The following is a 26,637-nucleotide window of genomic DNA, read 5'->3' on the forward strand; positions in this document are numbered from 1 at the left end:
AACTGACATGGCGGAGCTGTCCGACAGCACGACCGGCGTTCGGCCCGCGGCGGCGGGTGAGCATGTGCTGTCCGCCGGGCCGTACACCGCGGCGATCGACGAGATCGGCGCGACCCTGCGGTTGCTCCGTCACGGGGACGACGACCTGGTGGCCTCGTTCCCGGCCGGCACGATGCGCCCGCTCTACCGCGGAGCGACGATCGCACCGTGGCCGAATCGCATCGTCGACGGTCGGTACTCCTTCGACGGGGAGGACCTGCAGCTGCCCGTCAACGAGGTGGACAGGCACCACGCGCTGCACGGTCTCGTGCACTGGATCCGTTGGGACGTCACCGATGTCGGTGTCGGCCACGTCGTTCTGGAGCATCATCTGGTGCCGCAGCAGGGCTATCCCTTCCCGCTGCACCTGACCGTCCACTACCGGTTGACGTCCGACGGCCTGGAGGCGACCACGACCGCCGTCAACACCGGATCGGGCGCCGCTCCGTACGGGTACTGCCCGCATCCCTACCTCGTCGCCGGGCCGGGGACGGTGGACGGCTGGTCGCTGGAACTGCCGGCCGCACTGCGCCTGGACACCGACGACCGGCTCGCGCCGCGGGGCACCGTCCCGGTGGACTTCGCGGACAGCGACTTCAGGGTCGCGGACGTCATCGGCGAGCGGCAGATCGACCACGCCTTCACCGCGCTCGACCGCGACGCCGGCGGACGGGCGACGGTGCGGGTGCGCGCCCCCGGCGGTAGCGGCGTACAGATGACCTTCGGACCGTGGGCGCCCTGGGTGCAGGTGCACACCGCCGACCGCCCCGAACCCGAGTACAACCGTGCGGGCCTTGCGGTTGAACCGATGTCGTGCCCACCCGACGCTTTCAACAGCACCCAGGACCTGGTGGTGCTGCAACCGAACGACAGCCATGTCGCGGAGTGGACGATCTCCGCGGTCGATACCGTCGCTGACCCCGAGAGGACTGGTGCGTGACCATGAGCGTGCAGACGAACCCGACCACCGACTACGACGCGTCCGCGATCCACGACGCGCTGTACGGCGACGGCATCACCGCATTGAAGGGTGCCTTCAGTCGCGAATGGGCGCAGCAGATGCGCGAGGACATGGACGCCGCGCTGCAGGAGGCCCTCGGGCGGGAAGGCGGCGCGGTCGGCCGCGGCCCGAACAGGTGGTACGTCGAAATCCATCCTGAAGCACTGCGCGGATTCGTGGACATCGCCACCCACCCGTGGTTCATGGCGGTGAGCGAGACCATCCTCGGGCCCGACTACGAGATCGTCGAGGTCGGGTTCGACGTGCCCGGACCCGGCGCGATGAACCAGCCCTGGCACCGCGATTTCCCGATGCCGAGGGAAACCGCGCAGGACCACCGGCTGACCTCACTGGCCTTCAATCTCACCGGCGTCGACACCGTCGAGGAGATGGGGCCCTTCGAGATCGCGCCCGGGACGCAGTGGGATCCCGGCGAGAAGTTCGATCACGGCATGTTCCCGCCCAAGTCCGAGTACCCGAGGTTCCAGGAACGGGCGGTCAGGAAGTATCCGAAGATGGGAGACATCTCGGTTCGGTCCGCCCTGACCATCCATCGGGGCACGGTCAACCACTCCCAGCTCAGCCGTCCGGTCCTCGTCATCGGCGTGGACGCGCCCGGCGCGGGGAACGCCGAGCACCACGACCCGGCGGTGACCCGGGGGTTCTGGGACACGCTGCCGCCGGCGGTCAGGGATCACCTGCACTGCCCGATCGTCGACACGCTGACACCGATCACCCAGAAGCACACGATCGAGGGTCTGGTGATGGGCGAGGCCTGACCGACCGCCCCTGTCGGTCACGTTCGCCCGGCGGTGGTTAGCAAGCACAGCTACCCTTCCGCCATGAAAACCGTTGCGCGTCAGGCATTGGCGCTCGCCGTCACCGCCATCGTCGCCCTGAGCATGGGCGTCACCCCGCTGGCTGCAGCGACCCCGCTCGCTGCCTCCACTTCGCACGCTGCCGGCCAACCCTCCCCCGCCGGGCAGCAGCACGGGTCGTCCCATCGGGCCCGAGATCCGCTGGTCATCGGCCACCGCGGGGCGTCGGGTTACCGTCCCGAGCACACCCTGGCCAGCTACGAACTCGCCGCCCGGATGGGTGCCGACTTCATCGAGCCGGACCTGGTCTCGACCAAGGACCACGTCCTGATCGCCCGCCACGAAAACGACATCACCGGTACCACCGATGTCGCCGACCACCCGGAGTTCGCCGCCCGGAAGACGACGAAGTCGATCGACGGAACCGCCGTCACCGGCTGGTTCACCGAGGACTTCACCCTGGCCGAGATCAAGACCCTGCGAGCAAAGGAGCGGCTGCCCGCGCTGCGCCAGCGGAACACCATCTACAACGGTCTGTTCGAGATCCCGACATTCGCGGAGGTCCTCGCCCTGCGCAAGCGACTCAGCCGGGAACTCCACCGCGAGATCGGCATCTACCCGGAGACCAAGCACCCGACCTACTTCCGGTCGGTCGGCCTGCCGCTGGAGCCCCCGCTGGTGCGGGCACTGAAACGGGCCGGCCTGGACCGGGCGAAATCCCCGGTGTTCATCCAGTCCTTCGAACTGACCAACCTGAAGGACTTGCGCACCAAGTACCGCGTCCGGACCAAACTGGTGTTCCTGACCAGCGCGACCGGCGCACCGTTCGACCTGTTGAGCAAGGGGAGGAAAGACACCTACGCGACGCTCACCTCACCGAAGGGGCTGGAGCGGATCTCGAAATGGGTCAACGGCATCGGGCCGGACAAGAATCAGATCATCCCGAGGGACGTACAGGGCAACCTCGTCCCGACGCCGACCAGCCTCGTCGACGACGCCCACGCCGCCGGCCTGCTCGTCCACCCGTACACCTTCAGGGCGGAGAACGAGTTCCTGCCCACCGACTACCGATCTTCGGCGAACCCGGCCGACTACGGGCGCATCCTCGACGAGATCGACCGGTTCCTGGACACCGGCATCGACGGATTCTTCACCGACCAGGCCGACATCGGCGTCCTCGCCCGGGACATCCATACGGCACAAGGATGAGACGCCGGTGATTGCCTTCCCACCCGACTGGTAATAGCTCAGGTAAGGCACCCCGCCCCTGGTACCCGGGAAATTGTGGCAGGAGCCCCAGGTTCGGCCGGTTGAGAAAACAGCCGGCCGAACCGACCCGGGCAGAACTCGGATCCGCAGACCCGAGATCGCGGACTCAGGCAGTGAAGCGACGGACCAAGCCCCCGAGGAAGGCACTGGGACGCTGCTGCTCTCCGGCGAAAGCGCTGACCGCGATCAAGGCACCGGTCAGAGCCGGGACGGCCCACTGCAGCGTGGTCAACTGCTTCTGCGCTGCCGCGACCTTCGGAGGCGTCGAGGAAACCGGGGTGGTGCCGTCCTCCACCGGGACATCGACCCGCTGGGCCACCTTCTCACCCAGCAGACGCGAGTACGCGGTGACGCCGAGAGCGGCCGCGGTGAGCCCGGTCTTGACAACGGACATCGCCGCGACGCCCTGCTGCCTGGACACCCGCCCCCGATTGCCCGCCAACTGGCCGACACTGCCGACCAGGTGCGCGCCGATCGCCGCAGCGTTGACCGGCGTCCACCGGTCCCATCCTGCATTGGCGACCGCGGCTCGATCGCCCGGCGCACCCGCCTGCGCGGACGCCGCGTTCAACGCCACCGCGTTGGCCAACGTCCCGCCGAACCATGCGGCGAGGCCGATGTCGTGCAGCGAGCGCGAAACCGTATTCAATGCCATGACTTTCCCTCCGTCGTTACTATGGTGACCGCTCAGTACCCGCCGGTAGGCATGGCTAGTCCTCAGGATTCCCGAGGACCGGGCGACTGTGCTTCGCTGTACGCGGCTCACCGTCCCAGCGAGCGGACCAGCCCGGCCAACAGTCGCGGAGTCAGCGGGCCGTCACCGAGGCTCATCCTGACCAGGTCGTCGAACACCGGTTGGGTGCGCGCCGCCGCCCGGACCCCCGCGTCGATGAATCGCGGGGCGCCCGTCAACCGGGCAGCCAGATCGGTGGAGCGCAGGTGGCGGCCGAGGGAGCGACGCATCGCCGCGCGGTAGGCGGCGCCCGCGCCGGCACCGCGCCCGGCCGCGCACCCCGCGAGCGAGCCGGAGAGCACGGCGTAGAAGATGCCCTCGCCGCTCAGCGGATTGATCAGCGACATGGCATCGCCGGCCAGCATGACCCGGCCGTCCAGCACCCGTGGTCGACCCGGGGACAGCGGAAGCCGGTGCGCACGAAGCCGTTCCGGTTGCCCCACACCCGGCAGCAGCGCGGCCATCCGCTGCATCATCACGCCCCTGGTCACCGGATCACCGGCCAGCATCTCGCCGTAACCGACATTCGCGGTGCCGTCTCCGATCGGAAAACTCCAGGCATATGCGGGCCAGCGGTTGCGGCTCATGGTGATCCACTGGCTCCCCCGCTGCGCGGGTAGTTCCGGCGCATAGCCCCGGATGGCCAGCGCAACGGAAGGGCGGCCGGCGCCGTCCGGGGCGGTCACCCTGCGCAGCAACGACTCCGCACCGTCCGCTCCGATCACCGCCCGGGCCGAGTGGATCCCGTCGATGACGACCCGGTCGCTGCGGCACTCCACCGACCGGACGGTTCGCTCTTCGAACACCGCCCCGCGGGCGAGGACGTCACTTATCAGGCGGGCGTCGAAGACTCTCCGCGGGATGGTGTGCACCGGGCGGGCCATCCTGCGCTCCGCCACCGCTCCCCCCGGTGCGGTGAGCCGGAGCATGTCGATCGCCGGATATCCGTCGAGGACGGCGCCGATGTCGAACCTCAGCGAGCCGAGCACATCGAGGACCTCAGCGGCAATGCCGTCCCCACAAGCCTTGTCCCGCGGGAACGTCTGCCGGTCCACCAGCAACACGCGGGCGTCCCGATCCCGGTTCAGCGCAGCGGCAGCGGCCGCGCAACCGGCGGGGCCGGCACCGACGATGACCAGGTCCCACTGCTGCGGCACCCCGCCGACCCTACCGGCGCCGGTGAGTCGACCGACCCGTTTCGGGTCCTTGTCCTCTGTCGGCAAGGTCCGAGGGCGGCGACGCTTGGGAGATGGTCCGCCGAGAGACGGACGCTGATAGGCATCGAGGAGGACAGCGATGACCACCTTCGAGTCGCACCGGGCACGGGCAGAGGCACGCGAGGCCGTGGGCACCGACCGGGTGCCGAGCGCGCACCATGAAACCGCCCTGCAGAAGTACCTGACCACGTCGGCCTACCTGTCGACCTCGGCGGTGGTCCACCACCCCGGGCGGGTGCCGGCCAGGGGCCCCCTCGACGATTCGCGCCGGGCTGCCGGCCCTCCGGTGGTCGTCGGGATCGACGGTTCCGCTTGTGCCCGCGGTGCTGCGGAATGGGGTGCGGCCGAAGCGGAACGCCGCGGCACCGGCCTGCGACTGGTCAACGCCTACGTCCTCCCGCCCGCGGGGTACTCTGCGTACAACCCCTACCCACCGAACGTGCTCGGGGAGATGCGCGAAGAGGGCCGATGCCTTCTCACGGACACCGTCACCGAGGTCCGCAGGCATCACCCTGGGCTCGGCGTGACGACCAAGATGGTCTACGGCGACCCCAAGCGGGTGCTCGCCAGAGAATCCGCCGACGCCGCGGTGACCGTGGTTGGGGCGCACGGCCGGAACCGGGTCGCCATGGCACTCGGATCCGTGGCCGCGAAACTCGCCCACTCCAACCCGGTTCCCGTCGCCGTCATCCACCCCGGCCGGCTGCCCGCCGGCGGGCCCGTTCTGCTCGGCATCGACGGCACGACCGGCGACGAGGCGATCGAGTTCGCGTTCGCAGCGGCGGAACTGCGCGGCTGCCCCTTGATCGCCCTGCACTGCTGGACCGATGAGATGGTGGACGGACTGGTCCAGGAGCAGTACACCGCGACGTTCGGTGGTCTGCCGAACGGTGACGGCGAGACAGAATGGCTGACCGAAAAGCTGGCCCGCTGGACCACTGATCACCCGCACGTTACCGTGGAACGGTTGACCACCGACCGACCGGCAACGGCCGCACTGCTGGAACGGGCCGGGGCGGCGCAACTGGTCGTCATCGGCCACCGCGGTCACGGCGGGCTCGCCGGCCTGGTCATGGGCTCCACGGGCCAGGCGATGATCACCCGCTGTGCCGTGCCGGTCGTCATCGTGCCACCGGCGAAGAAGAACTGATCCACCGGGAACGTTTCGGGTCCGGGGTTCAGATCGCCAGTCCGTGCCGCATCGCCAGGGCGACGGCGTGTGCCCGATCGCGCGCGCCGAGTTTGAGGAAAACCCGGCGCGCCGCATTCTTGACGCTGTCCTGGGACAGTTCGAGATCGTGGCCTATCTCGAGATTCGAACGGCCCCTGCTGATCTCGCGCAGCACGCCCAGTTCCCGTTCGGTCAGCGGCGACCGGTGCTGCACGGGATGAGCATGCGCCCGCTGCGGAAGCGGCGGGCGGACCGCCGGATGCAGGGACTGGTGGGTATCCCACTGCATGACCCCTGACGCGCCGTTGCCGACGGCGGCGGCGAGGACATCGGCGTCGCCCACCGACCCGAAGACGACGACCACCGCCGACGGGTGGGTGTCCAGGACCATCCTCATCGCGTGCTGCCCGGAGGACGAATCGCGATGCAGACCGATCAGGAGCACATCCGGCATACCGGTCAGCAGCACGTCGAGCGCCGAACGGCCGTCCGGCACCGCCGCGACGATCGTGAAGTTGGAGAGCCGGCGGGTCAATGCACTGCGCGCTGCCACCCGGTCGTCGCAGATCAGGGCCGTTCGGATGAGCATCGCGCAGTCATCGGCCAGCACCGTCTGAGGCATGGGCCCCTCACTTCCACAGGGTTCGACGACGCGAATCGGCCGCACCCCACTAATACGGATGAAAAGGGACCGCTGGATGAACCAAACGAGAAACTGGTCGAACCGGACAGACCGGGCATTTTCGCTTGGACCGCGTCGCGTGTCAACGATCCGGATGACGGCGCATTCCCCCGAGGCCGGGAGCCCGTACGCCATCCGCGTGAAATGCCGGCCCAGCCGGCGGTTGGCTGCTTGGCGCTGCCGGTGGCAGGTGATTACTGCTGTGTCCGGTTGTTTCGAGGAAAGGAGACGCTGATGGCCACCGGTGAAACCGGGTTCGACGATGTCAGTTTCGATCTGATCTCGGTGCAATACCACTCGCTCAAGGCGAGCCACGATTACGGGCAGTACGTTCGGGACGCACGCAACGCCGGCCGCGAGGACATCGCCTCGTTCTTCGAGGAAGTCATGTCCCAGGATTCGGAAAGGGCGGCGCGCTGCCACCAGTTCCTCAGCGAACTGGCCGGCAGTTCCCAATCCGGTTCCGCGATGAACTGAGACCTGACGTGCGGGTCCGGCCGGTCCGGCGATCGGCCGGCCCGCCGTTCCTTCGAACAAGCGGGAAGGATTCACGAGGTGACCGACGTCAACCGCGCGGCTGCGCCGGTCCCGGCACCGGCGACCGGCGCCGTACCCGCGCAGGGCACGCTGACCTTCCTCGGTACCGCGACGACGATCATCCGCTTCGGTGAGTTGACGCTGCTGACCGACCCGAACTTCCTGCATCAGGGGCAGCGCGCCTACCTGGGATACGGCCTGTCCTCCAAGCGGCTGACGGAGCCGGCACTGTCGATTGCCGAACTCCCGGACCTGGACGCGATCCTGCTGTCACACCTGCACGGCGACCACTGGGATCGGGTCGCCCACCGCGGCCTCGACCACGACCTCCCGGTGCTCACCACCCCGCACGCCGCCCGCCGGTTGCAGTGGCGTGGATTCCCGCGAGCGACCGGGATCCGCACCTGGACCTCGCACAGCATCACCCGGGGAGACACCACGGCGACCATCACCGCGCTCCCCGGCCGTCATGCCCCCGGCTGGGCCCACCGGCTCCTCCCGCCGGTGATGGGCACGATGCTGGAACTGGGCACGGTGGCAGAGCCGGCACAACAACGGGTGTACATCTCCGGCGACACCCTGCTGGTGGACGAGCTGAACGAGATCCCCGTGCGATTCCCCGACATCGACACCGGCGTGCTGCATCTGGGCGGCACCACCCTGCCCGGCGGATTGATGGTGACGATGGACGCCCAGCAGGGAGCCGGCGCAATCGAACTCATCGGCGCCGATACGAACATCCCGATCCACTATGACGACTACCCGGTGTTCCGGTCCTCCCTGTCCGAATTCCGGGACGAGGCGGACCGCCGCGGACTGTCGGACCGGGTGCACTACGTCAAGCCGGGAGACACCGTTCCGCTGGCCCGACCGCGCTAGCCGTCAACAAGGTTCGGACGGCGGAGATTCAGGCGCCCTCGGTCAGATCGGCCGACTCGTCCGGCTGTGCGACGCACAACCAGACGGCGGCCGGTTCGACGGCGACGTCCAGCACCCGCCCCGGTTCGATCACGTCGCCGTCCAACTCTCGGGGCTGCGGGCGAGTACTGCGGATGGTGATCCTCGAGCCCCGCAGGATCTGCATGCTCGGCACCTTCGGCCGGCGGAACAAAATGGCCAGTGCCATGGCCGCCCAGTGGCCCAGATGGCGCGGCGCGAGGATGGCCACCTCCAGGACGCCGCTGTCCGGCTCGGCGTCCGGCAGCAGCCTGATCCCGCCCTGCAGTCGGCCGACGTTGCCGACCAGGACCGTCCGGGCGCGCCGGCGCATCGGTGGCTGCCCGTCGATGACCACCTCGACACTCATCGATCGATCGAGAAGGTGCCGCAGCGCCGTCAGGACGTAGGCGGGAGAACCGATGCGCGCCTTCAGCTTTGACGACGTCCCGGCCATGATCGCCGCGTCGAAGCCCATCCCGGCCAGGACGGCGAACACGTCGCAGTCCACCCTGCCGACGTCCAGATGACGCCGACCGCGTTCGACAGCCAGCCGAACGCCCTCCGCCGGATCGTCGGGGAGACCCAGATTCGTCGCCAGCAGGTTGCCGGTGCCGGCCGGAAGCAGTGCGAGCGCGGCCTCCGTGCCGATCATCCCGGCGATCACCGAGCGGACGGTGCCGTCACCGCCGCAGACGAAGACCACCTCGGCGCCCTCGGCCACCGCCCGGCGAGCCTGCCCGGTGCCGGGGTCCTCGCGGGTCGTCTCGAACCATGCCGGTTCCGGCCACCCCGCATCGGCCAGCGACGCCTCGATCACCGATCGACGTTCGGCGAGGTCCTGCACCCGCACCGGGTTGACGATCACCGCGGACCTGAGCGGTTCGCCGGCGGAAGCGCGGCGCTGGCGGTCGGCGCTCTCCGCGCCCACGTCGACATCAGTCGGCTCGATCGACACGGCCATCCCCTTCCGGGATACATCGGTCCGTAGGAAAACGGCCAGCAGCCGGAACACCCGGCAGGCTTCCGAACCTAGCCGACAGCGGGCCCCGCGTTTGTCCGGCGCCGCGCGCGGGTACCAACAGGGTGTCGCGCGATGAGAACAACGGTGAAGCGTTGTCGGGTGATTCGCGGCCCAGTGGCCGTGGTCGTGGCTCGGCGTTCAGCACAGAGCGTCCGGAGCGACAGGAGCTGGGTGGGTTGCGGCGTAGCCGCGCCACGTGAAAGGGCGACGATGAGCACTGCCGAATTGCATGATCACGACTGGAATCTGCAGGCCAGGGACGAGACCGCCATGCAGCGCCTCGACCGGAACTGGGCCGACCTCTTGCAGGAGCTGCGGGTTCTGCAGACCGGGGTGCAACTGCTCACCGGCTTCCTGCTGACGCTGCCGTTCCAGACCCGGTTCGCCGAACTGACCGGCTTCCAGAAGGGCATCTACCTCGGAACCGTCGGGCTGGCGGTCGCATCGATCGGGTTCCTGATCGCCCCGGTGAGCCTGCACCGCATCCTGTTCCGACGGCACGCCCGTCATCTGATGGTGACGATGACACACCGGCTCGCCGTGATCGGCGTTGCTCTGCTGTCCGTGGCCATCACCGGCGTGGTGTTGCTGATCTTCGACGTGGTGGCCGGGCGAACTGTCGGCGTGACGGCCGCCGTCGCTGCGGGCGCCCTGCTGGCGAGCCTGTGGGCGGCACTGCCCTGGTATGCGCGTGCGGTCAACGACCGCGAACCGGAGGCGGAACTGGACGATGCGGAGCCGGTGCACTCGCTCACCTGAGCGTCACGGCCGTCGACTCAGCCAGTTTCCCGGCGCTCCTGACGACCGAGACCGGTCGCACCGACACCGCGTTCGTCGGGAGCATGTTCGCGCGGCCGGACCCGCTGATGGTGGATGTGGTCGGGCATCCCCCCGGTGCGGAGCACCGTATCGGCGACACCCCTGATGGACTGGTGCGTGTGCTCGCTCGCCCTGTTCAGCAGGTCGGCGGCCTGCGCAGCGCTGAGGTGATGGAGTGCCATCAGGATGCCGACAGCCGCTGCGATGCGCTGATGGCCCGGAAGCGCCAATCCCTGACCGGCGTTCGCCCGCAGGTCCGCCACCTGGGTGGCCAGCCGATGTCGCTCCACGATCGCCGTCGCGTGATCGACCAGCAATCCGATCACACCTGCGTCGGCATCGGTGGGTTGATACCCGTCCGTCCACCGGCAGGCCAGCACACCGCTGTACTCGCGGCAGTCGCCCTCGGTGGAGGAGAAGCGGACGGCGACACGGTGTTGACCGACAGCCGGGCCGCGCCCGTTGCCGGCCGGAGCAGGTTGGTCGTCCTCGAGCGTCGTGCTCGGCTGGGTCGATGCACCATCGGCCATCGGTTGCCGGATCCGGTACAGATGCCCGCCGTATTCGGTGATGGCCACCGTGCACTCATCGGCGATCAACGGAACGATGACCTCGGCCAACTGACCAAGAACCTTGGCCGGTTCGACCGACGGGGTCAGCTGACGGACCCCGGTCGAGATGCCGCGCAGGTCGAGCCGACGCCGTTCGGCGTGGTCCGGCACCAGCGTCAGCCGTGGATGGCCGTGCACGTGCTCACTCATGTGTCTCCCCCGGCACGCGGGCCAAACCGGCGCCGACCGCGCTCCGCCTGGTCCCACGGCCAGGATAGGGGGCACGGAGCCGCCGCACGGTCACAATCTGGTGAAGGCGCGCCGGCCGGGTGTCCGGTCCGGTTCGGTGCCGGCGACCGACGTGTGCTTGGCTCGCCCGGTGACGGTGCACAGGGGTCATGTTTTCCATATCGCCGGCCGTCCGTCGGTCAGCGATGCGCCGTCCGCACTGGTCTCCATCCCCGACGGCGCGCTGGTCGTGGACGATGCGGGCCGCATCGTGTTCTGCGGCGAGCGCCCGCGAATGCCGGCGGAATTCGTCGGCCGGCCCGTGGAGGATCATCGACCCGGATTCCTGCTCCCGGGATTCATCGACACCCACGTCCACTATCCGCAGACATTCAGCGGCGACGCCTACGGCGGCGGTCAGTTGCTCGAATGGTTGACCTGCTGCATCTTTCCGTCTGAAGCGAGATTGGCGGATCCCGGCTTCGCGCGGTCGGCCGCGGCGGAATTCTGCCGCCGGCGCATCGCCGCCGGAACCACGGCGGCAATGGTATTCGGTTCGGCCTTTCCGCACGCGCAGGACGCCTTGTTCGAGGAGACCCTCCGGCGGGGTCTGCGCATCGTCTCCGGGCGTGGGATCCAGACCACCGGACCGGCCACCGCCGCCCCGCTCATCACCAGCGAGGACGACGCCATCCGGTTGACCCGGGAAGAGATCACCCGATGGCATGCCGCCGACACCGGTGACGTGGCAACAGCACTCCTGCACGTCGCCGTGATCCCGCGTTTCGCGCTGTCGGTGACGCGGGACACGCTGCGCGGGCTCGGGGAGTTGTACGAATCGGTGCGGGGTGACGGCGTCTACTTCCACAGCCACCTGAGCGAGAACCATCGACCGGGTACCGGCGAGATCGCCATGACGACGTCGCTTTATCAGGTCGACCGGTACCTGGACACCTATGACGGCAAATTCCTTGCCGGCTCCGGGGTCGGCGGCGCCTCGTTGCTCGGGTCGCGCTCGATTCTCGCGCATGCCGTCCATTGCGCGGACGGCGAACTCGCTCGAATGGCAGAGACGGGTACATCGATCGCTCATTGTCCGGTCTCCCAACAATTCCTCGGATCGGGAACCATGCCGTGGCGGCGCACCATTGCGTCGGGGGTGAACGTCTCCGTCGGTTCCGATTTCGGCGGCGGGGATGAATGGCTCATCCCGCAGGTGCTCGCCGATGCCTTCAAGGTCCACATTTCCGAGGCGGGTTCTGCAGGGGTGTCGCTGCACCCGGCCGAGATGCTCTTCATGGGCACCGTGGGCGGGGCCAGGGCTCTGGACATGGAGGACCGCATCGGCAACTTCGACATCGGCCGGGATGCCGACCTCGTCGTGGTCGATCCCCGCGACTGGCCGCCACTGGCAGCCGCGCTCGAACACGGATCGCGCTCAGAGGATCCGATCCTGAGCCGCGACCAGACGCTATTCGCCCTCCTCATGGCGATGCGCGAACCGGCCATCACAGGCGTCTATGTGCGGGGCCGGCGGGTCGACACTGACAGCGACTGACAGCGAAACTGACAGCGACTGACAACGACACCGACGGCGGCAGTGCTGCGGGACGCTGACCCTCCGACCTATCGGCCGGCGATCGGCGGTTCGGCCACCAGGCACCCGTCGCCGCGGTCGACGATCGTCCAGACGAGCACCTCGTCGCCGGCCGACCCGATCTCCTTCTGGTGGAAGTGGACGGCCTCGGCCGTCCTGGCACCCGTGCCGATCAGCCGGTAGGCATGGCCGTCACGGGTCACCGTGACTGTTGTTGCACCAACAACATCGTCGAGCCCGTCCGGCGCGTGGCCGGCCACCTCGGTGACGGTGTAGTCGTCTTCGCTGAGCACTGCGCTCCCCTGTGTCGTCGTCACGAACTCATCCTCTTCTCGTGGTTTTCGGCGGCGCGCGATGAACCGTTCCGCGCGCCGGTTGCGTACCGCCGCCGAGCCGGCACCGGACCTCACCGGCCGGGATGGAGCAGAGCCGGCCGATCATCGCGGGGGTCAGGCCCTGCGCGGCAAGCCTTCGCAGGGCCGCCTCGGCTGCCGCCGTTGCCGCCGCCTGCTCGGCCCGCTCGGCCACCTCGGCCGCTTCCATCACGTACCGGGCCGAGGTGACAGCGGCTTCCCGCCGGTCGGCGGCCTCGGTGATCGCCCTGCGCGACATGGCGACGGCCTGCACCGCATCGAAAAGCGCAGTCTCGATACCCGAGGCATCGACACCTGTCATGTCGATACCTGCTGTGTCGATACCTGCTGTGTCGATACCTGCTGTGTCGACAACCGAAGCGTCGACAACCGTGCTGACCGGCGCGCCCATCAGAACGCGGCCTCGGGCGAGGCGACGAAGGATCCGTCGAGGACCTCCGTGATGGTCCAGACCCGAACGTCCTTTCCGTCGCGCCCAGGGTCCTTCTGGTGGAAACGCACTCCGGTCGGCGCTTCGCACCCCGAGCCGAGCATCTGGACGGCGTCGCCGTTCCGGATCAGTGTCACGCACACCTCGCCTCGGAAGTCAGCGAGCGAACGGGGCGCGCGACCGTCGACATCGGTCACCGGATACAGCTGTCCGGAGCCGACCGATTCGTCTGCAAGGAATGTCATTTCTGTCATCTGCCTTCCTTCGGTGTTCGTCGCGAGTGGAAGAGCGCCCAGCTCGAAGGGTCGAAAGAGGCACCGTTGTCAGCGATCCGGCGCGCCACCTCGGGAACCGTCAACTCGTGCTCCGCCGAGTAGGTACGCAGAACGGCTGTCGCGGCGTCAGCGGCAATGCCGTAGCGCTGCATCAGGATTCCCTGGGCGCGGCCGATCGCGGTCTGCACGTCGATGGCGTTCCAGAGGCGCCACTCGCACTGTGCGTACACCAGCACCACCGACGCCTGCGCGGCCGCCACCTGGGCGGCGGCCAGCGTTGCCTCGTCGGGGCCGGTGCGGAATCGGCTGTACAAACTCAGTGCACCGACCGTGACGTCGGTGAAGAGCCGCAGGGTCAGGACCGACCGGATACCCGTCCCGGCCGCCACCGTCGTCCAGCCGGGCCACCGGTTCTCCCGGTGCAGATCCGTCGAGACGATCTCCAGGACCGGTTCAGCGCTCACGACGTCGAGCAGGGGGCCTTCACCGATCAGGTACTGCAACTCATCGAGCCGGCGGGCCGGCGGTGACGTCCGGCTCACGGACCGCAGCGTTCCGTCGGACTCGAGCACGGACATTCCACAGGCACACCAACGACCGGTCTCCATCGCCGCTGTGACCACCTGGTCGAGTGCGCGGTCGACCGAAGGGGCTGAGACGGCCGACCGCATCGTCTCGGCGACTCGCCGACCGGGCGCGACGGCGGGTTTGTCTGTACCGGGTTTGTCGATACGGGGTTCGTCGATGTGGGGTGCTTCGGCGCGGGGTTCGTTGGTGCGGTGTTCGTCGATGCTGTCGACGGAGGTGAGCATCCCGGGTCGGGACCGCTTCCCGTGTCGCCTGCGCGGCCGCCCGTCCATCTCGGGCAACCGGTTGAGGTAGCGGGTCGTCGACGGGGCGCCGGCGTCACGCAACGGCACCGGCCACGAGTCCTCGATCATTTCCCTCCTCCACGTTCGGAACGCATCTGCCGTGCGGCCAGGTCACCTGGATCGGTCCGCTGCCATCGCGGGTCATTGGTTAGAAGTGCGGAGACCGCATCGCATGACGCGGGTCACCCACCGTTCCGCGACCTAGCGTGGGCGGAACCCCATCGACGACGGCGCCCCCCATGCGGACCCGTCCGTCATGCCGTGTCGCTGCCCGACTCATAACAGATGACGGTTCCGCCAGGGCGTGCAGATCAGGAACATTCCGGACGAACGTCGCACACCGACTGGGATTCGGCGGTCGCGGCGCATCGAGCCGAACGGGTCGAACAGGTGAGGAGGTGAGCCGCATGCAGCCGGAGAGTTGTCGCAGGGAGTGCAGGATCGAGCTGGCCCCTGCGCTCGTAACCCCCTGGGGTATTCCAAGGAACAGCCGGATACCGTCGTGTCCACGAACGGCGGGGTGGCTTGCATCGGGCGGGACCGCAGAAGTGAACGGCGGGTTAGCATTCGGGTCGTCTGCGGTCGAGTTTCCGGCCGCTCCGGGAAGGGGGATGCGTGCGGGACTCCCCGGCGGATCCGCCGGCGCTCGATCCCGACGGCGAGGACGAGATCCTCGACCTCGTGCCGATCGTCCGACGGGTGATCGCGGCCCGCGTGCGGGATCACCAGATCGTCGACGACCTGGCTCAGGAGACGATCGCCCGGATGATGGTCGCCCGGGACCGGCTGGAACCGGACGCACTGGCACCGTACGCGGTCGCCATCGCCAGGAACCTGGTGATCGCTGCCGGGAAGGGCGACGACCAGGCCAGGCGGAAGGCGCACCTGATGGTCGACGGCAAGGAGGATGTCCGGCCCGACGACAGGATGTTCCGCCGGGAGGAGATCACCGTGGTCGGGGCCGCGCTGTCCCGACTGGCGCCGGCCGAACGGGCTGTGCTGCTGGCTCACGAAGTCGAGGGGACGGGGACCGCGGAACTTGCCGCCGAGCGGAATTCCAGCCCGGGAGCCATCGCCGCACAGCTCAACCGGACCCGGGCAAAACTTCGGGTCGAATACTTGATCGCCGATCTCGCGATCCGGCTGCCGACCGACCGGTGCCGGCCCGTGCTGTATGCGCTGTCGGCCGGGGACCGCCGGCGACAGCGCGAACTCGATGCCGCCGGCCATCTGCTGGAATGCGACGAGTGTCTGGAGCTGAGCGCCGACCTTTTCGAGCGCCGTCCGCCGAAGGAGAGCGAGGACGAGGCCAGGGTCCGGGTCGCCGTCGATGCCGACGTGGTGACCGCCCGGCAGCGCGGTCGGGAGATCGCCGCGCGAGCGGGATTCAGCGCCACCGAGCTCACCGTCATCGCGACCGCCATTTCCGAGATCGCCCGGAACATCGTCAAGTTCACCGAGCGCGGCGAGATCCTGATCAGGATGGTGGACGAGCCGGGCCGTCGCGGGGTCACGGTGGTGGCCAGGGACGCCGGTCCTGGGATCGTGGACCTTCCCCGCGCCCTGCGCGACGGGGTCAGCAGCTATCAGGGTCTGGGTCTGGGCCTGCCGGGTGCCCGCCGGTTGATGGACGAGTTCGACGTGGTGTCCGAAAAGGGCAAGGGCACCACGGTCACGATGGCGAAATGGCGATGAACCAGAACGGGCATCACCCAGCAACGGTGCGGTGGCCATCCGCAAACGCACACCCGCAACCGGACGAACAAGGGAGCACGACGATGACGACAGAGACCGCAGCGACAGATGAGGCCTCCGGCGACGACCTGCTGCCCGAATTGGTCGCGCACCTGCGCGAGGCGCGTACCCAATTGCGTCAGGAATGGGCTTCCCGCATCACCGATGCGCAATTGCTCTCCGCCATGACGCATCAGGAGATCTTCAGCGAAGCCACCTCGGTGTACGACAACTACGTCGAGGTCCTGGAGACGGGCAGCGTCGAGGCCCTGCAGCACTACGCCCGCGACCTGTCCGAGCGGATCATCCCGCGCGGCGTGGAGACGAACGAGGTACTCGGCATCGTGCTGCTGCTGCGAGACGTCCTGGCCCGCTCGCTGTTCGAGAAGTACCACTCCGACTTCCCGTTGCTCAACCGGATTCTGGACGCCTACGAACCGGCAGCCAATCGGATCGCCAACACGGTCGCGGTCAGCTTCGTCGAAGAGCGGGAGCGGGTGATCCGGCAACAGCAGGATGCGATTCGCGAATTGTCCACGCCCGTTCTCCAGGTGCGCGAGAGGCTGCTGATCCTGCCGATCATCGGGATGCTGGACACCCAACGTGCGCGGCAGGTCACCGAGCAGCTCCTCCGCGCAATTCGGACGCATCGTGCGAAAGTGGTGGTCGTGGACATCACCGGCGTACCGGACATCGACGAGGTGGTGGCGAACCACCTCGTGCAGACCGTCGACGCCTCGCGCCTGATGGGTGCCGGGGTGATCGTCACCGGCCTGTCGTCGGAGATCGCCCAGACCCTGGTGACCATCGGGGTCGACCTCAGCAAGATCATCACCGTCGGCGACCTGCAGGGCGGGATCGAAGAAGCCGAGCGGATTCTGGGCTTCAAGGTGAGCCGGTCGGACGATGCCGAACGATAGGGCAGGCGGGTCGGCCCGACCGCCGCTGGTCTCGATCCTCCGGCAGGGCACGTACCTGATCGCCTCCATCCACACTGCCCTCGACGACACCCAGCTGGTCCGATTCCAGCGGGACCTCATCGAGCAGGTCGGCCGTGATCGCGCCCGCGGCATCATCATCGATGTCGCGGCGCTGGACGTGCTGGACTCGTTCGGCACGCGCACGCTGCGCAACATCGCCCACATGGCCCTGCTCCGCGGAGCGGTGACCGTCATCGTCGGCATCCATCCGGACGTGGCATTCGCCATGGTCAGGCTCGGTATGGACCTCGACACCGTCCGCACCGCACTCGATCTCGACGAGGGCCTGGTCACCCTCGACGAGATCACCGGCGGCGGCCGGTTCGGACGACCACACCTGCCGCACGTCGGTCAGCAGTGAGCGGCCCCGTCGACCGGCTGGCGCGCAACTACCCGCCGGCCTTCCTTGCCTTCCTGACCCATCGGAACGAGAAGAACCTCGCCCGCGCCTACGAACTGGGCCGCGATGCGCTCTCCGACGGCATCAGCTTGCTCGACCTCATCCGCACCCACCATGCGGTGTTCGGACAGGTCCTGAGCACCGCATCCACCGCCGCGGACGTCGCCCACACCGTCGACGCGGCGGCCGCCTTCCTCGTCGAGGCGCTGGCGCCGTACGAGATGGCACGGCGCGGATTCATGGAGAACGCCGCTCCACCAGGGCAATCCGGCACCGCGGGGCCGCAGTGAACGGTCAGCCCACCGCTGCCCGACCGGCCTCGAGCCGCGCGACCGGCACCCGGTACGGCGAGCAGGAGACGTAGTCCAAACCGGCGGAGTGGAAGAAGTGGATCGACTCCGGGTCACCACCGTGTTCGCCGCAGACCCCCAGTTTGAGCCCCGGCTTGGTCCGGCGGCCTTCCTCCGCGGCGATCTTCACCAGCCTGCCCACCCCGTCGGCGTCGATGCTCTCGAACGGCGAGATCGTGAAGATCCCCTTCTCCAGGTACGACGCAAACAAGGTGGCCTCCACGTCGTCCCTGGAGAATCCCCAGGTCGTCTGAGTCAGGTCGTTGGTGCCGAAGGAGAAGAAGTCGGCCGCGTCGGCAATCCGGTGAGCGGTCAGCGAAGCCCGCGGCAGCTCGATCATCGTTCCGATCGGGAACGTCACATCGACACCGGTTTCCTTGATGACGTCCGCGATGATGCCGTCCGTCTCGTCGCGCACCAGATACAGCTCCATCACCGATCCGACCAGCGGGACCATGATCTCCACCGACGGATGCTTCCCGGCCTTGATCAACTCACAGGCCGCCTCGGTGATGGCCCGCACCTGCAAGGCGAACAGGCCGGGGGTCAGCAGCCCGAGGCGAACGCCACGCAACCCGAGCATCGGGTTCGATTCGTGCAGCCGCTCGACGGCGGCCAGCAGCTTCTCGTCCGCCGGATCAGCCTTGCCCAAAGCTTTCGCCACCCCCACCTTCACCGCCAATTCGGTGCGGTCGGGAAGGAACTCGTGCAGCGGCGGGTCCAGCAGCCGGATGGTCACCGGCAGACCGTCCATCGCCGTCAGCAGCTCGGTGAAGTCCTGCCGCTGCAACGGCAGCAACGCGGCGAGGGCGGCATCCCGCTCCGTCCGACCCTGCGCCAGGATCACCCGCTCGATCAGTCCCCGCCGGTCGCCGAGGAACATGTGTTCGGTGCGGCACAGGCCGATCCCCTGCGCGCCGAGCTTGCGGGCGCGTGCGGCATCCTCGGCAGTGTCGGCGTTCGCCCTGACCGCCAGCCGCCGGCGGGTGTCCGCGTGCCGCAGCAGCCGGTCGACAGCCCTGACCAGGTCGGCGGTCTCGTCGTCGACCCCGGTCGTTGCCGCGTCGAGTCCTTCCTCGATGTAGGTCTCGACAGGTGATGGCACCACGGGCATCTCACCCAGGTACACCTCACCGGTCGACCCGTCGATGCTGATCGGATCGCCCTCGACGATCACCGTCGATCCGACCGTGACGGTCCGTGCCTCGGCATCGACGTCGATCTCTTCGGCGCCGCAGACACAGGTCTTCCCCATTCCGCGCGCGACGACGGCCGCATGCGAGGTCTTGCCTCCGCGGGCCGTCAGGATGCCGGTGGCCGCGATCATTCCCTCGAGGTCGTCGGGATTGGTCTCCTTGCGGACCAGGACGACCTGCTCCCCGCGGGCCGCCCACTCGGTGGCGGTCGGCGAGTCGAACACGACCCGACCGACGGCGGCGCCGGGCGAGGCCGCCATTCCCCGGGTCAGCAGGGTGCGTGCGGCCGAGCGGTCGAACTGGGGGAACATGAGTTGCGCCAGTTGCGCGCCGGTCACCCGTGACAGTGCCTCGTCGAGGGTGATCAACTGCTCGTCCACCAATTGCGCTCCGATCCGGAAAGCGGCCGCTGCCGTGCGTTTTCCGACCCGGGTCTGCAACATCCACAACTTGCCGCGCTCGATGGTGAATTCGATGTCACACAGGTCCCGGTAATGGGTCTCGAGGCGCCGCATGACCTTCGTCAATTGCCGGTGCGACGCCGGGTCCATGGTGGCGAGGTCATCGAGCGACAAGGTGTTCCGGATACCGGCGACCACATCCTCACCCTGCGCGTTCGACAGATAATCTCCGTAGGCACCGGCCTTTCCGGAGGCCGGATCCCGGGTGAAAGCCACACCGGTGCCGCTGGTCTCACCGAGATTGCCGAACACCATGGTGCAGATGTTCACCGCCGTGCCGAGGTCCTGCGGAATACGTTCGCGGCGTCGGTACAGCCGGGCGCGGTCGGTGTTCCAGGAGTTGAAGACCGCCTCGATCGCCGCGTCGAGCTGCTCCCGCGGGTGCTGCGGGAAGTCAGCCCCGGAATGCTCCTTGATCGCCGCCTTGAATTGCCCCACGAGGTTCTTCAGCGCCTCCACGCCGAGTTCGACATCGGTGCTGACGCCTTCGTCGCGCTTCATTTTCTCCAGAGCGTCCGAGAACACCTCACCGGGCATCTCGAGCACCGTCTTGCCGAACATCTGCAGCAGCCTGCGGTAGGAGTCCCAGGCGAACCGCTCGTCGCCCGATTCCTCCGCCAGCCCCTTCACGCTCGCATCGTTGAGACCGATGTTGAGCACCGTCTCCATCATGCCGGGCATCGAGAACTTCGCCCCCGACCGCACACTCACCAGCAAAGGGTCGTGCCGGTCCCCCAGCCGCCGGCCGATTCCGTCCTCCAGCAGCCGCAACGCCATCGTCACCTGCACCCGGAGTTCGCTGGGCTCGGTGCCCAGTGCCAGGTACTCACGGCAGGCCTCGGTGGTGATGGTGAATCCGGGCGGCACCGGCAATCCCAATTTGGTCATCTCCGCCAGGTTCGCGCCCTTCCCACCGAGGAGATCCTTCTGATCTCGGTCACCTTCGGTGAAGTCGTACACGTACTTGGTCATTCGGGATGCTCCTCGGTCGTCGGCAGGCGCAAGCGCCGCAGGGTCGGACACCGGCCGGGTCGGCCGGTCGGTTCGCTCTCCGGCGAAATCAGACATGGAACAGCTGAGACGCCGCTCACACTACGGTGGCAGTACCCCCGGAACTGCACAACCCGAGGGACCAACAGACGGTGCCGAAGCCGGGCTCATCCGTCCTACACAGCACCGATATCGGCGGCACCGATCTATGCAGCACCGATATATGCGGCGACCTCGATCATCACCCGCGCATCCTCTCCGGCACGCCCGAAATCCGCGGCCTCGATGGCAGACCGCGCCGGCGTGTGGTCGCCGAAACGTTGCTGCCACACCTCGTTCAGGACGGGGCGGTCGCGCTGGAGATTGCGCAGCACGATGCCCACCCTCACGACGTCGCCCAACGAAGCGCCGGCCGCCGACAGGATCGCTTCGAGATTGGTGAACAATTGTTCCGCCTCGCCGCGGAAATCCGCCGCCATCCCGCGGGTCGCGGGATCGACGCCGAACAGCGCCGAGACATGGACCCAGCCACCGGCTTCCACCGCCTGTGGGACCGGTCCTGTATGCGACGGGGCCCGGTCGGTCTGGATGATGCGCACTGAGCAATCGCCTCCGGTCGGTGACGTCAACCAGGGGCATCGTCGCCCGCTGTCGGATCACATCGAGCTGGGTGGGGTTGTCGACCGTTCTCGGCCTGTCCGCCTCAACCCCGCCCCACTCGCTCAGGTCATTTCCGGGTCAGGTCCGACTGCATCGGGTCCGTCCGAAGAGGTCGGTCCCCAGTCGACGACGAGTTCCTGTCGGGCGCCGAACCTCTCGAGGTGCCGCTGCAGGACGTCCTGCACCCGGGCCAACGACTCCTCGTCGGCGGCGGCCGCGATCAGCGTCAGGTTGCTGTCGGCCGGCAACACCGTCCCGGTGCCGTAGGCGAAGACCAGACGACCGGCGGGTTCGGGCTCGCTGACCGGCTCGACGGCGACCTTGCGACCGAGATGGGACAGCAACTGCTTGGCATACCGGGCGGGCGACCCGGTGCCGACCACCGCCGTGGAGTGGAGCATCGCATTCCCGCCTAACGTCCGTAGACCTCGATCGCGCCGAGCCCGTCGAATTCGAACGTCACGCTGCGACCCCGTACCACCGGGACCGGTGCCGTGACACCACCGGAGAACACCAACTGCCCGGCCCGCAGGCTCTCGCCCTGCTCGGCCAGTTGGTTGACCAGCCACGCGACGGCTGCCGCCGGGTGACCCATCACGGCCGCACCCGACGCCGTCAAGGCGACGTCGCCGTCCACCCGCACGACACAGCCGAGCAGTCGCAGGTCCAGCTCATCCGGCCGGCGGGCGATGGGGCCGAGGTAGAACGCACCGGCGCTCGCATTGTCGGCCACCACATCACTGAGGGTGAAAGTGAAATCCGCATAGCGGGAATCGAGCACGTCGACCGCAGCGAACACGACGTCCGTCGCAGCCAGTACCGATGCCACGGTCGCGGGAGCCTCGACATCACGGGCCATCAGGAAGGCGATCTCCGATTCCACCCGCGGGTGGATGAAGCGGCTTAGGTCGATCGGTTCTCCGAAGGTGGCCAACATCGATGACGTCACCCGGCCGTACAACGGCGAGTCGACTCCCATCGCCCGTTGCTTGTTCCGGCTGGTCAGGCCGAGCTTGTAGCCGACCAGGCTTTCGCCGTTCTCGATCTTCGACTGCACGAAGGCACGCTGGGCGAGATAGGCGGTTTCGAGAGGAATGTCGGGCTCCGCTGTGCTGAACTGCGGCACCGTCCGGCGTTCGCGTTCACCGGCGATCAGGATCTCGGCGATCTCGGTTGCGGTGATCGTCATGCCGCCTGCTCCTTGCTGGTCGAGAAACGCACCGTGACGGCACCGAGATGCGCGAACTCGGCGCGGAACACGTCGCCGGGCTCGACGGCCACCATCTTGTGCACGGCGCCGGGCAGGACGATGTCGCCGGCCCGCAGTCCGTCGCCGAAGCTGCCGAGTTTGTTGGCCAGCCACGCAACGCACCGAGCCGGATTGCCCAGCGCCGCGGCGCCTGCGCCGGTGTCGATCAGCTCACCGTGCCGGGACACCGCAACCCCGAGCAGCCGCAGGTCCAGTTCCTCGACCTTGCGCATGCGCCCGCCGACCACCAGGAGCCCGGACGATGCGTTGTCGGCCACCGTGTCGACCAGCTTGATCTTCCAATCGGCGACCCTGCTGTCCACCACCTCGACGGCGGGCAAGGCCCCGGCGATCGCTGCGAGCGCACCTCCGGTGGTCACCCCGGGCCCCGACAGATCGCGATCCATGACGAAGGCGAGTTCGGCCTCGACACGCGGCTGCACCAATCTGGACAGATCGATCAGATCGCCGTCCTCGACGAACATCTCGTCGGTCAGAACGCCGAAATCGGGCTCGTCGACGCCGAGCATTTCCTGCATCGGCCGGGAGGTGAGGCCGACCTTCCGGCCGATGACCCGCTGACCTGCGTTGACCCGGCGGGTGATGTTGATGGTCTGGATCGCGTACGCGTCCTCCAGCACCAGATCGGGATGGCGCTCGGTCAGCGGCGCGACCGGCTTCGCCGACCGGTCCGCTTCCCACAGTTCGTCGGCAAGGGCGTCATGGAGCTCTGCTGATTGCACGTCCGCAGCGTGGCCCAGGCGCGTGGCGAAGGCAATCCGGGTGGCTGGGCCTTCCGGGCAGTGGGATGTGCCGTTCGGCATCACCTCGGTCCCGCCCGTCACAACTGATGTTCCGCTGAGCGGTACAGGCCGCTTGTTGATGGTCCGATCGAGGAACAGAGTGCACGTACCAGCGAAACACCGGCTGACTCAGATCCACGTCGAGCGCCGGGTTTGTCACCACTGGGCCAGCACCGGGATGTCCGGCACTCGGATTTCCGGCACTGGGTCCGATCACCGCAGCGCGGCGGCGCCTCGCCGACTGCTCGACGACGAGAAGGTAGGCAATGGCCGGGAACTCTGCCGAGTCGGGGCGGTCGGTGACCAGCAAGATCACCTCGATCCTGCTCACCTTCACCGAGGGCAGCGAGCATTCGCTGACCGAGATCGCCCGCCTCGCCGGCCTGCCGATCTCGACTGCGCACCGGCTGACCGCCGAACTGGCGTCCTGGCGGTTGCTGGAGCGCACCACTGCGGGGGCGTACCGGGCGGGACTGCCGCTGCGGATGATCGGCACCGTCGAGACGACCAGGCCGAGCATCGCCGAGCGGGCGCCGTGTGTGCTCGAAGACCTCTCCGCAGCGACCAAGAGCCGGGCCCGGCTGGGCGTCCTGAACGAGCTGGAGGTCGCCTACATCGAGAAGCAGCCGGGTCCGAAGCCGGCCACGGCGTTCAGCGCGGCGGCGCGGCTTCCGCTGCACGCGACCGCGGTGGGCCGTGCGCTGCTTGCCTTCTCCCCGGCCCGCACCATCGAGATGACCATCCTGCAAGGTCTTCGGCCGTACACCGAGCACACCGTCACCTCACCCGACCGGTTCCGGCGTGCGCTCGCGGTGACCCGGCTGACCAGAGTGGCCGTGACCCGCTGGGAACTCGAACAGGGCGTCTGCGGGGTGGCCATGCCCGTGTTCGGTCCCGGCGGCGAGGTCATCGCGGCGATCGAACTGGCGGTGCCCGATCTCGGTCACCAACTCCAGCCGGTGTTGGCGGCGCTGGCGATCGCCTCGCGCAGCCTGTCCAGGGAACTGGCCAGCCCGTTGGTCGGCCACGGCTCATTCCAGCCGACCGAGGCCGAGGACGAGGACGTGGCCGTCAACGGTTGATCGGGGGTTCCCGGAGGGCTCCCGCTGGCCGGAACGACCGGCGCAACCGGCGGCGCGGCGTGCACGATCAGGGGTGCCGACGCGGATCGCCGTTGGCGCGGAGCATCCGGCGAGCGGGTGCCGAGCCGACCGAAGGGCCGCCCCATGCCAGCGTCCAGTCGTTCTGCGACCGCACAGATCGCCGAGTCCGACAAGCGTTCCACGACAGCGGAAACCGGGTATCGAACCGGTCTCGCGACGGTCTGCATCTCCGGGACCCTGGAGGACAAGCTGGTCGCCGCGGCGGGCGCCGGTTTCGACGGCGTGGAGATCTTCGAACCGGACTTCGTCGTCGCGCCGTGGTCCGCCGCCGAGGTGCGGTCGCGGTGTGCCGACCTCGGCCTGTCGATCGACCTCTACCAGCCGTTCCGCGATTTCGATTCGGTGCGGCAAGAAACCCTGGCGGCGAACCTCCGCCGGGCGAACCGCAAGTTCGATGTGATGGAACAGCTCGGCACCGACCTGGTTCTCGTCTGCTCGTCGGTGGCCCCCGACGCGGTGGACGACGACGACCGGATCGCTGAGCAGCTGCACCTTCTCGGCACCGCCGCCGCCGAACGCGGCCTGCGGGTCTCATACGAGGCGCTGGCCTGGGGTCGTCACGTCAACACCTACGAGCGGTCGTGGGAGATCGTCCGGCGGGCAGATCATCCGGCCCTGGGTCTTTGCCTGGACAGCTTTCACATCCTGTCCCGGGGTTCGGACCCGGCAGGCATCGAGGACATTCCCGCCGAGAAGCTGTTCTTCCTCCAGTTGGCCGATGCCCCGCACCTGACGATGGACGTACTGCAGTGGAGCCGTCACCACCGGCTCTTCCCCGGGCAGGGCTCCTTTGATCTCCCGGCCTTCATGAACCATGTGCTGTCCGCCGGCTACCGCGGCCCCTGGTCGCTCGAGGTTTTCAACGACGTGTTCCGGCAGGCAGACCCCGCCCGGGCGGCCGTGGATGCGCTCCGGTCCCTGCTGGCACTCCAGGAGGCCGTGACCGGTCGGTTGGCCCGCGCGGCCGAAGATCGGGAGAGCGTGACCGTTGCGCCCGCCGTTCCGCCATTGGGCGGATACGCGTTTGCCGAGCTGGCGGTGGACGACGGCGGTCGATCCGCTGTGGCCGCGACCCTGGCCGCGCTGGGCTTCACCGCGTCCGGTCTGCATCGCTCGAAACCCGTCGAGCTGTGGGAACAGGGTGATGCCCGGGTCCTGCTCAACTGGGCTGCACCTGACGGGGACGGCGTCGCAGCCACCGCCGCGGTCGCTGCCCTCGCGGTGGAGACGACCGATCCGACCGCCGCCGCGACCCGCGCCGGTGCACTGCTGGCGCCGCTGCTGCCCAGGCGCCGCGGGCCGTCCGAGGCGGACCTGTCGGCGGTGGCGGCACCCGACGGCACGTCGGTCTTCTTCTGCCGCACCGGCGCGGACCATGCCACCGGATGGCTCTCCGACTTCGCACCCACAGGGGTGCCGTCGCAGACCGACCACCGTCTCGGCCTGACCCACATCGATCACGTCGCGTTGACGCAGCCCTACGACCGATTCGACGAGGCGGCCCTGTTCTACCGATCCGTCCTGGGGCTCCGCACGCAGCACAGCTCCGAAGTCGCAGCGCCTTTCGGCCTGGTCCGCAACCGGGCTGTCGCCGATCCCGACGGTTCCCTGCGGCTGTGCCTGAGTGTGTCCGTCCTGCGTCGCGGCAACGAATGGCAGCCGGGTGTGACCGATCCTCAGCATGTGGCTTTTGCCACGTCCGACGCGATCGCCGCGGCCACCGCCGCCCGCGCCGCCGGAGCGCCGATCCTGTCGATTCCCGACAATTACTACGACGACCTCGACGCCCGGCTGGCGCCGCCATCGGCGCAGCTCAGGGCCATGCGTGAGCTGGGTGTGCTCTACGACCGCAACCCGGCGGGCGAATTCCTGCATTTCTATACAGAGGTCCTAGGCGGTCGCGTGTTCTTCGAGATCGTCCAGCGAATCGGCGATTACGACGGATACGGCGAGACCAATTCGCCGGTCAGGATGGCCGCGCACCGACGCCAACGTGAATCGCGTAGCCGCCATTCGGCGTAGCCTTCGCAGTACGAAGTCTTACTTGATGCTCCTCGACGATGTGGTGCCGACCGGATG

The 26,637-nt window shown here is 68.3% G+C and carries 28 protein-coding genes; 14 read left to right on the plus strand and 14 right to left on the minus strand.

Annotated features, from left to right (window positions below):
• Positions 1-7: 7 nt before the first annotated feature.
• From ACVBEQ_RS15145 to ACVBEQ_RS15155, 3 genes are all read left to right on the plus strand, one after another.
• Positions 8-979 carry an aldose 1-epimerase family protein gene (locus ACVBEQ_RS15145; RefSeq protein WP_447154139.1) on the plus strand — a complete coding sequence of 324 codons (972 nt, stop codon included), beginning with the start codon at positions 8-10 and terminating at the stop codon, positions 977-979.
• Positions 980-981: 2 nt separating this feature from the next.
• Entirely contained in the window at positions 982-1,818 is an 837-nt protein-coding gene (locus ACVBEQ_RS15150) for a phytanoyl-CoA dioxygenase family protein (RefSeq protein WP_447154140.1), read from the plus strand.
• A gap of 63 nt (positions 1,819-1,881) precedes the next feature.
• Positions 1,882-3,066: a glycerophosphodiester phosphodiesterase gene (locus ACVBEQ_RS15155; protein ID WP_447154141.1), complete on the plus strand. Its 1,185-nt coding sequence runs from the start codon at positions 1,882-1,884 to the stop codon at positions 3,064-3,066.
• Positions 3,067-3,232: 166 nt separating this feature from the next.
• Here the strand turns inward: ACVBEQ_RS15155 and ACVBEQ_RS15160 are convergent, their stop codons facing one another.
• A complete protein-coding gene (locus ACVBEQ_RS15160) occupies positions 3,233-3,781 on the minus strand; it encodes a hypothetical protein (RefSeq protein WP_447154142.1) in 549 nt (182 codons plus the stop codon).
• Positions 3,782-3,888: 107 nt separating this feature from the next.
• Positions 3,889-5,082 (minus strand): NAD(P)/FAD-dependent oxidoreductase, encoded by a 1,194-nt coding sequence (locus tag ACVBEQ_RS15165; protein ID WP_473163181.1) that lies wholly within the window; start codon positions 5,080-5,082, stop codon positions 3,889-3,891.
• A gap of 73 nt (positions 5,083-5,155) precedes the next feature.
• On the opposite strand from ACVBEQ_RS15165, the gene ACVBEQ_RS15170 reads away from it, so the two are divergent.
• Entirely contained in the window at positions 5,156-6,226 is a 1,071-nt protein-coding gene (locus ACVBEQ_RS15170; RefSeq protein ID WP_447154144.1) for a universal stress protein, read from the plus strand.
• Between the two features lie 28 nt (positions 6,227-6,254).
• Here the strand turns inward: ACVBEQ_RS15170 and ACVBEQ_RS15175 are convergent, their stop codons facing one another.
• Positions 6,255-6,869, minus strand: a complete 615-nt coding sequence (locus ACVBEQ_RS15175; RefSeq protein ID WP_447154145.1) for a response regulator transcription factor — start codon at positions 6,867-6,869, stop codon at positions 6,255-6,257.
• Positions 6,870-7,163: 294 nt separating this feature from the next.
• Here ACVBEQ_RS15175 and ACVBEQ_RS15180 point away from each other — a divergent pair, with 294 nt between their 5' ends.
• Together ACVBEQ_RS15180 and ACVBEQ_RS15185 are read left to right on the plus strand one after the other, a co-directional pair.
• The gene (locus ACVBEQ_RS15180) at positions 7,164-7,406 is read left to right on the plus strand and encodes an acyl carrier protein (protein WP_447154241.1); all 243 of its coding nucleotides are present in this window, start codon (positions 7,164-7,166) and stop codon (positions 7,404-7,406) included.
• 150 nt (positions 7,407-7,556) lie between these two features.
• Complete coding sequence (locus ACVBEQ_RS15185) at positions 7,557-8,345, plus strand: MBL fold metallo-hydrolase (protein ID WP_447154242.1); 789 nt, start codon at positions 7,557-7,559, stop codon at positions 8,343-8,345.
• 28 nt (positions 8,346-8,373) lie between these two features.
• On the opposite strand, the gene ACVBEQ_RS15190 is transcribed toward ACVBEQ_RS15185, so the two are convergent.
• On the minus strand, positions 8,374-9,360 hold the full coding sequence (locus tag ACVBEQ_RS15190; protein WP_447154146.1) for a diacylglycerol/lipid kinase family protein: 987 nt from the start codon (positions 9,358-9,360) through the stop codon (positions 8,374-8,376).
• 276 nt (positions 9,361-9,636) lie between these two features.
• On the opposite strand from ACVBEQ_RS15190, the gene ACVBEQ_RS15195 reads away from it, so the two are divergent.
• Positions 9,637-10,185 (plus strand): DUF6328 family protein, encoded by a 549-nt coding sequence (locus ACVBEQ_RS15195; protein ID WP_447154147.1) that lies wholly within the window; start codon positions 9,637-9,639, stop codon positions 10,183-10,185.
• 17 nt (positions 10,186-10,202) lie between these two features.
• On the opposite strand, the gene ACVBEQ_RS15200 is transcribed toward ACVBEQ_RS15195, so the two are convergent.
• A complete protein-coding gene (locus tag ACVBEQ_RS15200; protein ID WP_447154148.1) occupies positions 10,203-11,006 on the minus strand; it encodes an ANTAR domain-containing protein in 804 nt (267 codons plus the stop codon).
• On the opposite strand from ACVBEQ_RS15200, the gene ACVBEQ_RS15205 reads away from it, so the two are divergent.
• A complete protein-coding gene (locus ACVBEQ_RS15205) occupies positions 11,005-12,582 on the plus strand; it encodes an amidohydrolase family protein (protein ID WP_447154149.1) in 1,578 nt (525 codons plus the stop codon). The genes ACVBEQ_RS15200 and ACVBEQ_RS15205 overlap by 2 nt on opposite strands.
• Positions 12,583-12,650: 68 nt before the next feature.
• Here the strand turns inward: ACVBEQ_RS15205 and ACVBEQ_RS15210 are convergent, their stop codons facing one another.
• The 4 genes from ACVBEQ_RS15210 to ACVBEQ_RS15225 are packed head-to-tail and all read right to left on the minus strand — an operon-like array spanning position 12,651 to position 14,641.
• Positions 12,651-12,938, minus strand: a complete 288-nt coding sequence (locus ACVBEQ_RS15210) for a hypothetical protein (RefSeq protein ID WP_447154150.1) — start codon at positions 12,936-12,938, stop codon at positions 12,651-12,653.
• Positions 12,939-12,942: 4 nt separating this feature from the next.
• Positions 12,943-13,386 carry a hypothetical protein gene (locus ACVBEQ_RS15215; protein WP_447154151.1) on the minus strand — a complete coding sequence of 148 codons (444 nt, stop codon included), beginning with the start codon at positions 13,384-13,386 and terminating at the stop codon, positions 12,943-12,945.
• Positions 13,386-13,679: a hypothetical protein gene (locus ACVBEQ_RS15220; RefSeq protein ID WP_473163182.1), complete on the minus strand. Its 294-nt coding sequence runs from the start codon at positions 13,677-13,679 to the stop codon at positions 13,386-13,388. Before ACVBEQ_RS15220 ends, ACVBEQ_RS15215 begins: the two co-directional genes overlap by 1 nt.
• A complete protein-coding gene (locus ACVBEQ_RS15225; RefSeq protein ID WP_447154153.1) occupies positions 13,676-14,641 on the minus strand; it encodes a GAF and ANTAR domain-containing protein in 966 nt (321 codons plus the stop codon). The genes ACVBEQ_RS15220 and ACVBEQ_RS15225 overlap by 4 nt, the downstream gene beginning before the upstream one ends.
• Positions 14,642-15,187: 546 nt before the next feature.
• Here ACVBEQ_RS15225 and ACVBEQ_RS15230 point away from each other — a divergent pair.
• The 4 genes from ACVBEQ_RS15230 (at position 15,188) to ACVBEQ_RS15245 (ending at position 17,976) form a co-directional block, all read left to right on the plus strand.
• The gene (locus ACVBEQ_RS15230; protein WP_447154154.1) at positions 15,188-16,267 is read left to right on the plus strand and encodes a sigma-70 family RNA polymerase sigma factor; all 1,080 of its coding nucleotides are present in this window, start codon (positions 15,188-15,190) and stop codon (positions 16,265-16,267) included.
• Positions 16,268-16,350: 83 nt separating this feature from the next.
• Positions 16,351-17,226 (plus strand): STAS domain-containing protein, encoded by an 876-nt coding sequence (locus ACVBEQ_RS15235; RefSeq protein WP_447154155.1) that lies wholly within the window; start codon positions 16,351-16,353, stop codon positions 17,224-17,226.
• A complete protein-coding gene (locus tag ACVBEQ_RS15240; RefSeq protein ID WP_447154156.1) occupies positions 17,213-17,647 on the plus strand; it encodes an STAS domain-containing protein in 435 nt (144 codons plus the stop codon). The genes ACVBEQ_RS15235 and ACVBEQ_RS15240 overlap by 14 nt, the downstream gene beginning before the upstream one ends.
• Positions 17,644-17,976, plus strand: a complete 333-nt coding sequence (locus ACVBEQ_RS15245) for a phosphatase RsbU N-terminal domain-containing protein (protein ID WP_447154157.1) — start codon at positions 17,644-17,646, stop codon at positions 17,974-17,976. The genes ACVBEQ_RS15240 and ACVBEQ_RS15245 overlap by 4 nt, the downstream gene beginning before the upstream one ends.
• A gap of 4 nt (positions 17,977-17,980) precedes the next feature.
• Here ACVBEQ_RS15245 and ppdK read toward each other — a convergent pair whose 3' ends face one another.
• From ppdK to ACVBEQ_RS15270, 5 genes are all read right to left on the minus strand, one after another.
• On the minus strand, positions 17,981-20,665 hold the full coding sequence (ppdK, locus tag ACVBEQ_RS15250) for a pyruvate, phosphate dikinase (protein ID WP_447154158.1): 2,685 nt from the start codon (positions 20,663-20,665) through the stop codon (positions 17,981-17,983).
• A gap of 224 nt (positions 20,666-20,889) precedes the next feature.
• The gene (locus ACVBEQ_RS15255) at positions 20,890-21,282 is read right to left on the minus strand and encodes a RidA family protein (protein ID WP_447154243.1); all 393 of its coding nucleotides are present in this window, start codon (positions 21,280-21,282) and stop codon (positions 20,890-20,892) included.
• Positions 21,283-21,405: 123 nt separating this feature from the next.
• Positions 21,406-21,744 (minus strand): DUF2218 domain-containing protein, encoded by a 339-nt coding sequence (locus tag ACVBEQ_RS15260; RefSeq protein ID WP_447154159.1) that lies wholly within the window; start codon positions 21,742-21,744, stop codon positions 21,406-21,408.
• 11 nt (positions 21,745-21,755) lie between these two features.
• Positions 21,756-22,532, minus strand: a complete 777-nt coding sequence (locus ACVBEQ_RS15265) for a 2-keto-4-pentenoate hydratase (RefSeq protein ID WP_447154160.1) — start codon at positions 22,530-22,532, stop codon at positions 21,756-21,758.
• Entirely contained in the window at positions 22,529-23,335 is an 807-nt protein-coding gene (locus ACVBEQ_RS15270; protein ID WP_447154161.1) for a 2-keto-4-pentenoate hydratase, read from the minus strand. The genes ACVBEQ_RS15265 and ACVBEQ_RS15270 overlap by 4 nt, the downstream gene beginning before the upstream one ends.
• Positions 23,336-23,661: 326 nt before the next feature.
• Between ACVBEQ_RS15270 and ACVBEQ_RS15275 the strand changes: the two genes are divergently transcribed.
• Positions 23,662-24,477 (plus strand): IclR family transcriptional regulator, encoded by an 816-nt coding sequence (locus tag ACVBEQ_RS15275; RefSeq protein ID WP_447154162.1) that lies wholly within the window; start codon positions 23,662-23,664, stop codon positions 24,475-24,477.
• 144 nt (positions 24,478-24,621) lie between these two features.
• Positions 24,622-26,580, plus strand: coding sequence for a sugar phosphate isomerase/epimerase and 4-hydroxyphenylpyruvate domain-containing protein (locus tag ACVBEQ_RS15280; protein ID WP_447154163.1), 1,959 nt, complete (start codon positions 24,622-24,624; stop codon positions 26,578-26,580).
• Positions 26,581-26,637 lie beyond the last annotated feature (57 nt).

This window comes from Nakamurella sp. GG22 (assembly GCF_052976845.2).

Excerpts from the sequence above, each read along its gene's own strand:
- ACVBEQ_RS15260 (WP_447154159.1), bottom strand. The coding sequence starts at position 21,744 with ATGCTCCACTCCACGGCGGTGGTCGGCACCGGGTCGCCCGCCCGGTAT.
- ACVBEQ_RS15280 (WP_447154163.1), top strand. The coding sequence starts at position 24,622 with ATGCCAGCGTCCAGTCGTTCTGCGACCGCACAGATCGCCGAGTCCGAC.
- ACVBEQ_RS15180 (WP_447154241.1), top strand. The coding sequence starts at position 7,164 with ATGGCCACCGGTGAAACCGGGTTCGACGATGTCAGTTTCGATCTGATC.
- ACVBEQ_RS15175 (WP_447154145.1), bottom strand. The coding sequence starts at position 6,869 with ATGCCTCAGACGGTGCTGGCCGATGACTGCGCGATGCTCATCCGAACG.
- ACVBEQ_RS15200 (WP_447154148.1), bottom strand. The coding sequence starts at position 11,006 with ATGAGTGAGCACGTGCACGGCCATCCACGGCTGACGCTGGTGCCGGAC.
- ACVBEQ_RS15195 (WP_447154147.1), top strand. The coding sequence starts at position 9,637 with ATGAGCACTGCCGAATTGCATGATCACGACTGGAATCTGCAGGCCAGG.
- ACVBEQ_RS15225 (WP_447154153.1), bottom strand. The coding sequence starts at position 14,641 with ATGATCGAGGACTCGTGGCCGGTGCCGTTGCGTGACGCCGGCGCCCCG.
- ACVBEQ_RS15155 (WP_447154141.1), top strand. The coding sequence starts at position 1,882 with ATGAAAACCGTTGCGCGTCAGGCATTGGCGCTCGCCGTCACCGCCATC.
- ACVBEQ_RS15240 (WP_447154156.1), top strand. The coding sequence starts at position 17,213 with ATGCCGAACGATAGGGCAGGCGGGTCGGCCCGACCGCCGCTGGTCTCG.
- ppdK (WP_447154158.1), bottom strand. The coding sequence starts at position 20,665 with ATGACCAAGTACGTGTACGACTTCACCGAAGGTGACCGAGATCAGAAG.
- ACVBEQ_RS15160 (WP_447154142.1), bottom strand. The coding sequence starts at position 3,781 with ATGGCATTGAATACGGTTTCGCGCTCGCTGCACGACATCGGCCTCGCC.
- ACVBEQ_RS15220 (WP_473163182.1), bottom strand. The coding sequence starts at position 13,679 with ATGACAGAAATGACATTCCTTGCAGACGAATCGGTCGGCTCCGGACAG.
- ACVBEQ_RS15235 (WP_447154155.1), top strand. The coding sequence starts at position 16,351 with ATGACGACAGAGACCGCAGCGACAGATGAGGCCTCCGGCGACGACCTG.
- ACVBEQ_RS15215 (WP_447154151.1), bottom strand. The coding sequence starts at position 13,386 with ATGGGCGCGCCGGTCAGCACGGTTGTCGACGCTTCGGTTGTCGACACA.
- ACVBEQ_RS15205 (WP_447154149.1), top strand. The coding sequence starts at position 11,005 with ATGTGTCTCCCCCGGCACGCGGGCCAAACCGGCGCCGACCGCGCTCCG.
- ACVBEQ_RS15150 (WP_447154140.1), top strand. The coding sequence starts at position 982 with ATGAGCGTGCAGACGAACCCGACCACCGACTACGACGCGTCCGCGATC.
- ACVBEQ_RS15145 (WP_447154139.1), top strand. The coding sequence starts at position 8 with ATGGCGGAGCTGTCCGACAGCACGACCGGCGTTCGGCCCGCGGCGGCG.
- ACVBEQ_RS15265 (WP_447154160.1), bottom strand. The coding sequence starts at position 22,532 with ATGACGATCACCGCAACCGAGATCGCCGAGATCCTGATCGCCGGTGAA.
- ACVBEQ_RS15275 (WP_447154162.1), top strand. The coding sequence starts at position 23,662 with ATGGCCGGGAACTCTGCCGAGTCGGGGCGGTCGGTGACCAGCAAGATC.
- ACVBEQ_RS15170 (WP_447154144.1), top strand. The coding sequence starts at position 5,156 with ATGACCACCTTCGAGTCGCACCGGGCACGGGCAGAGGCACGCGAGGCC.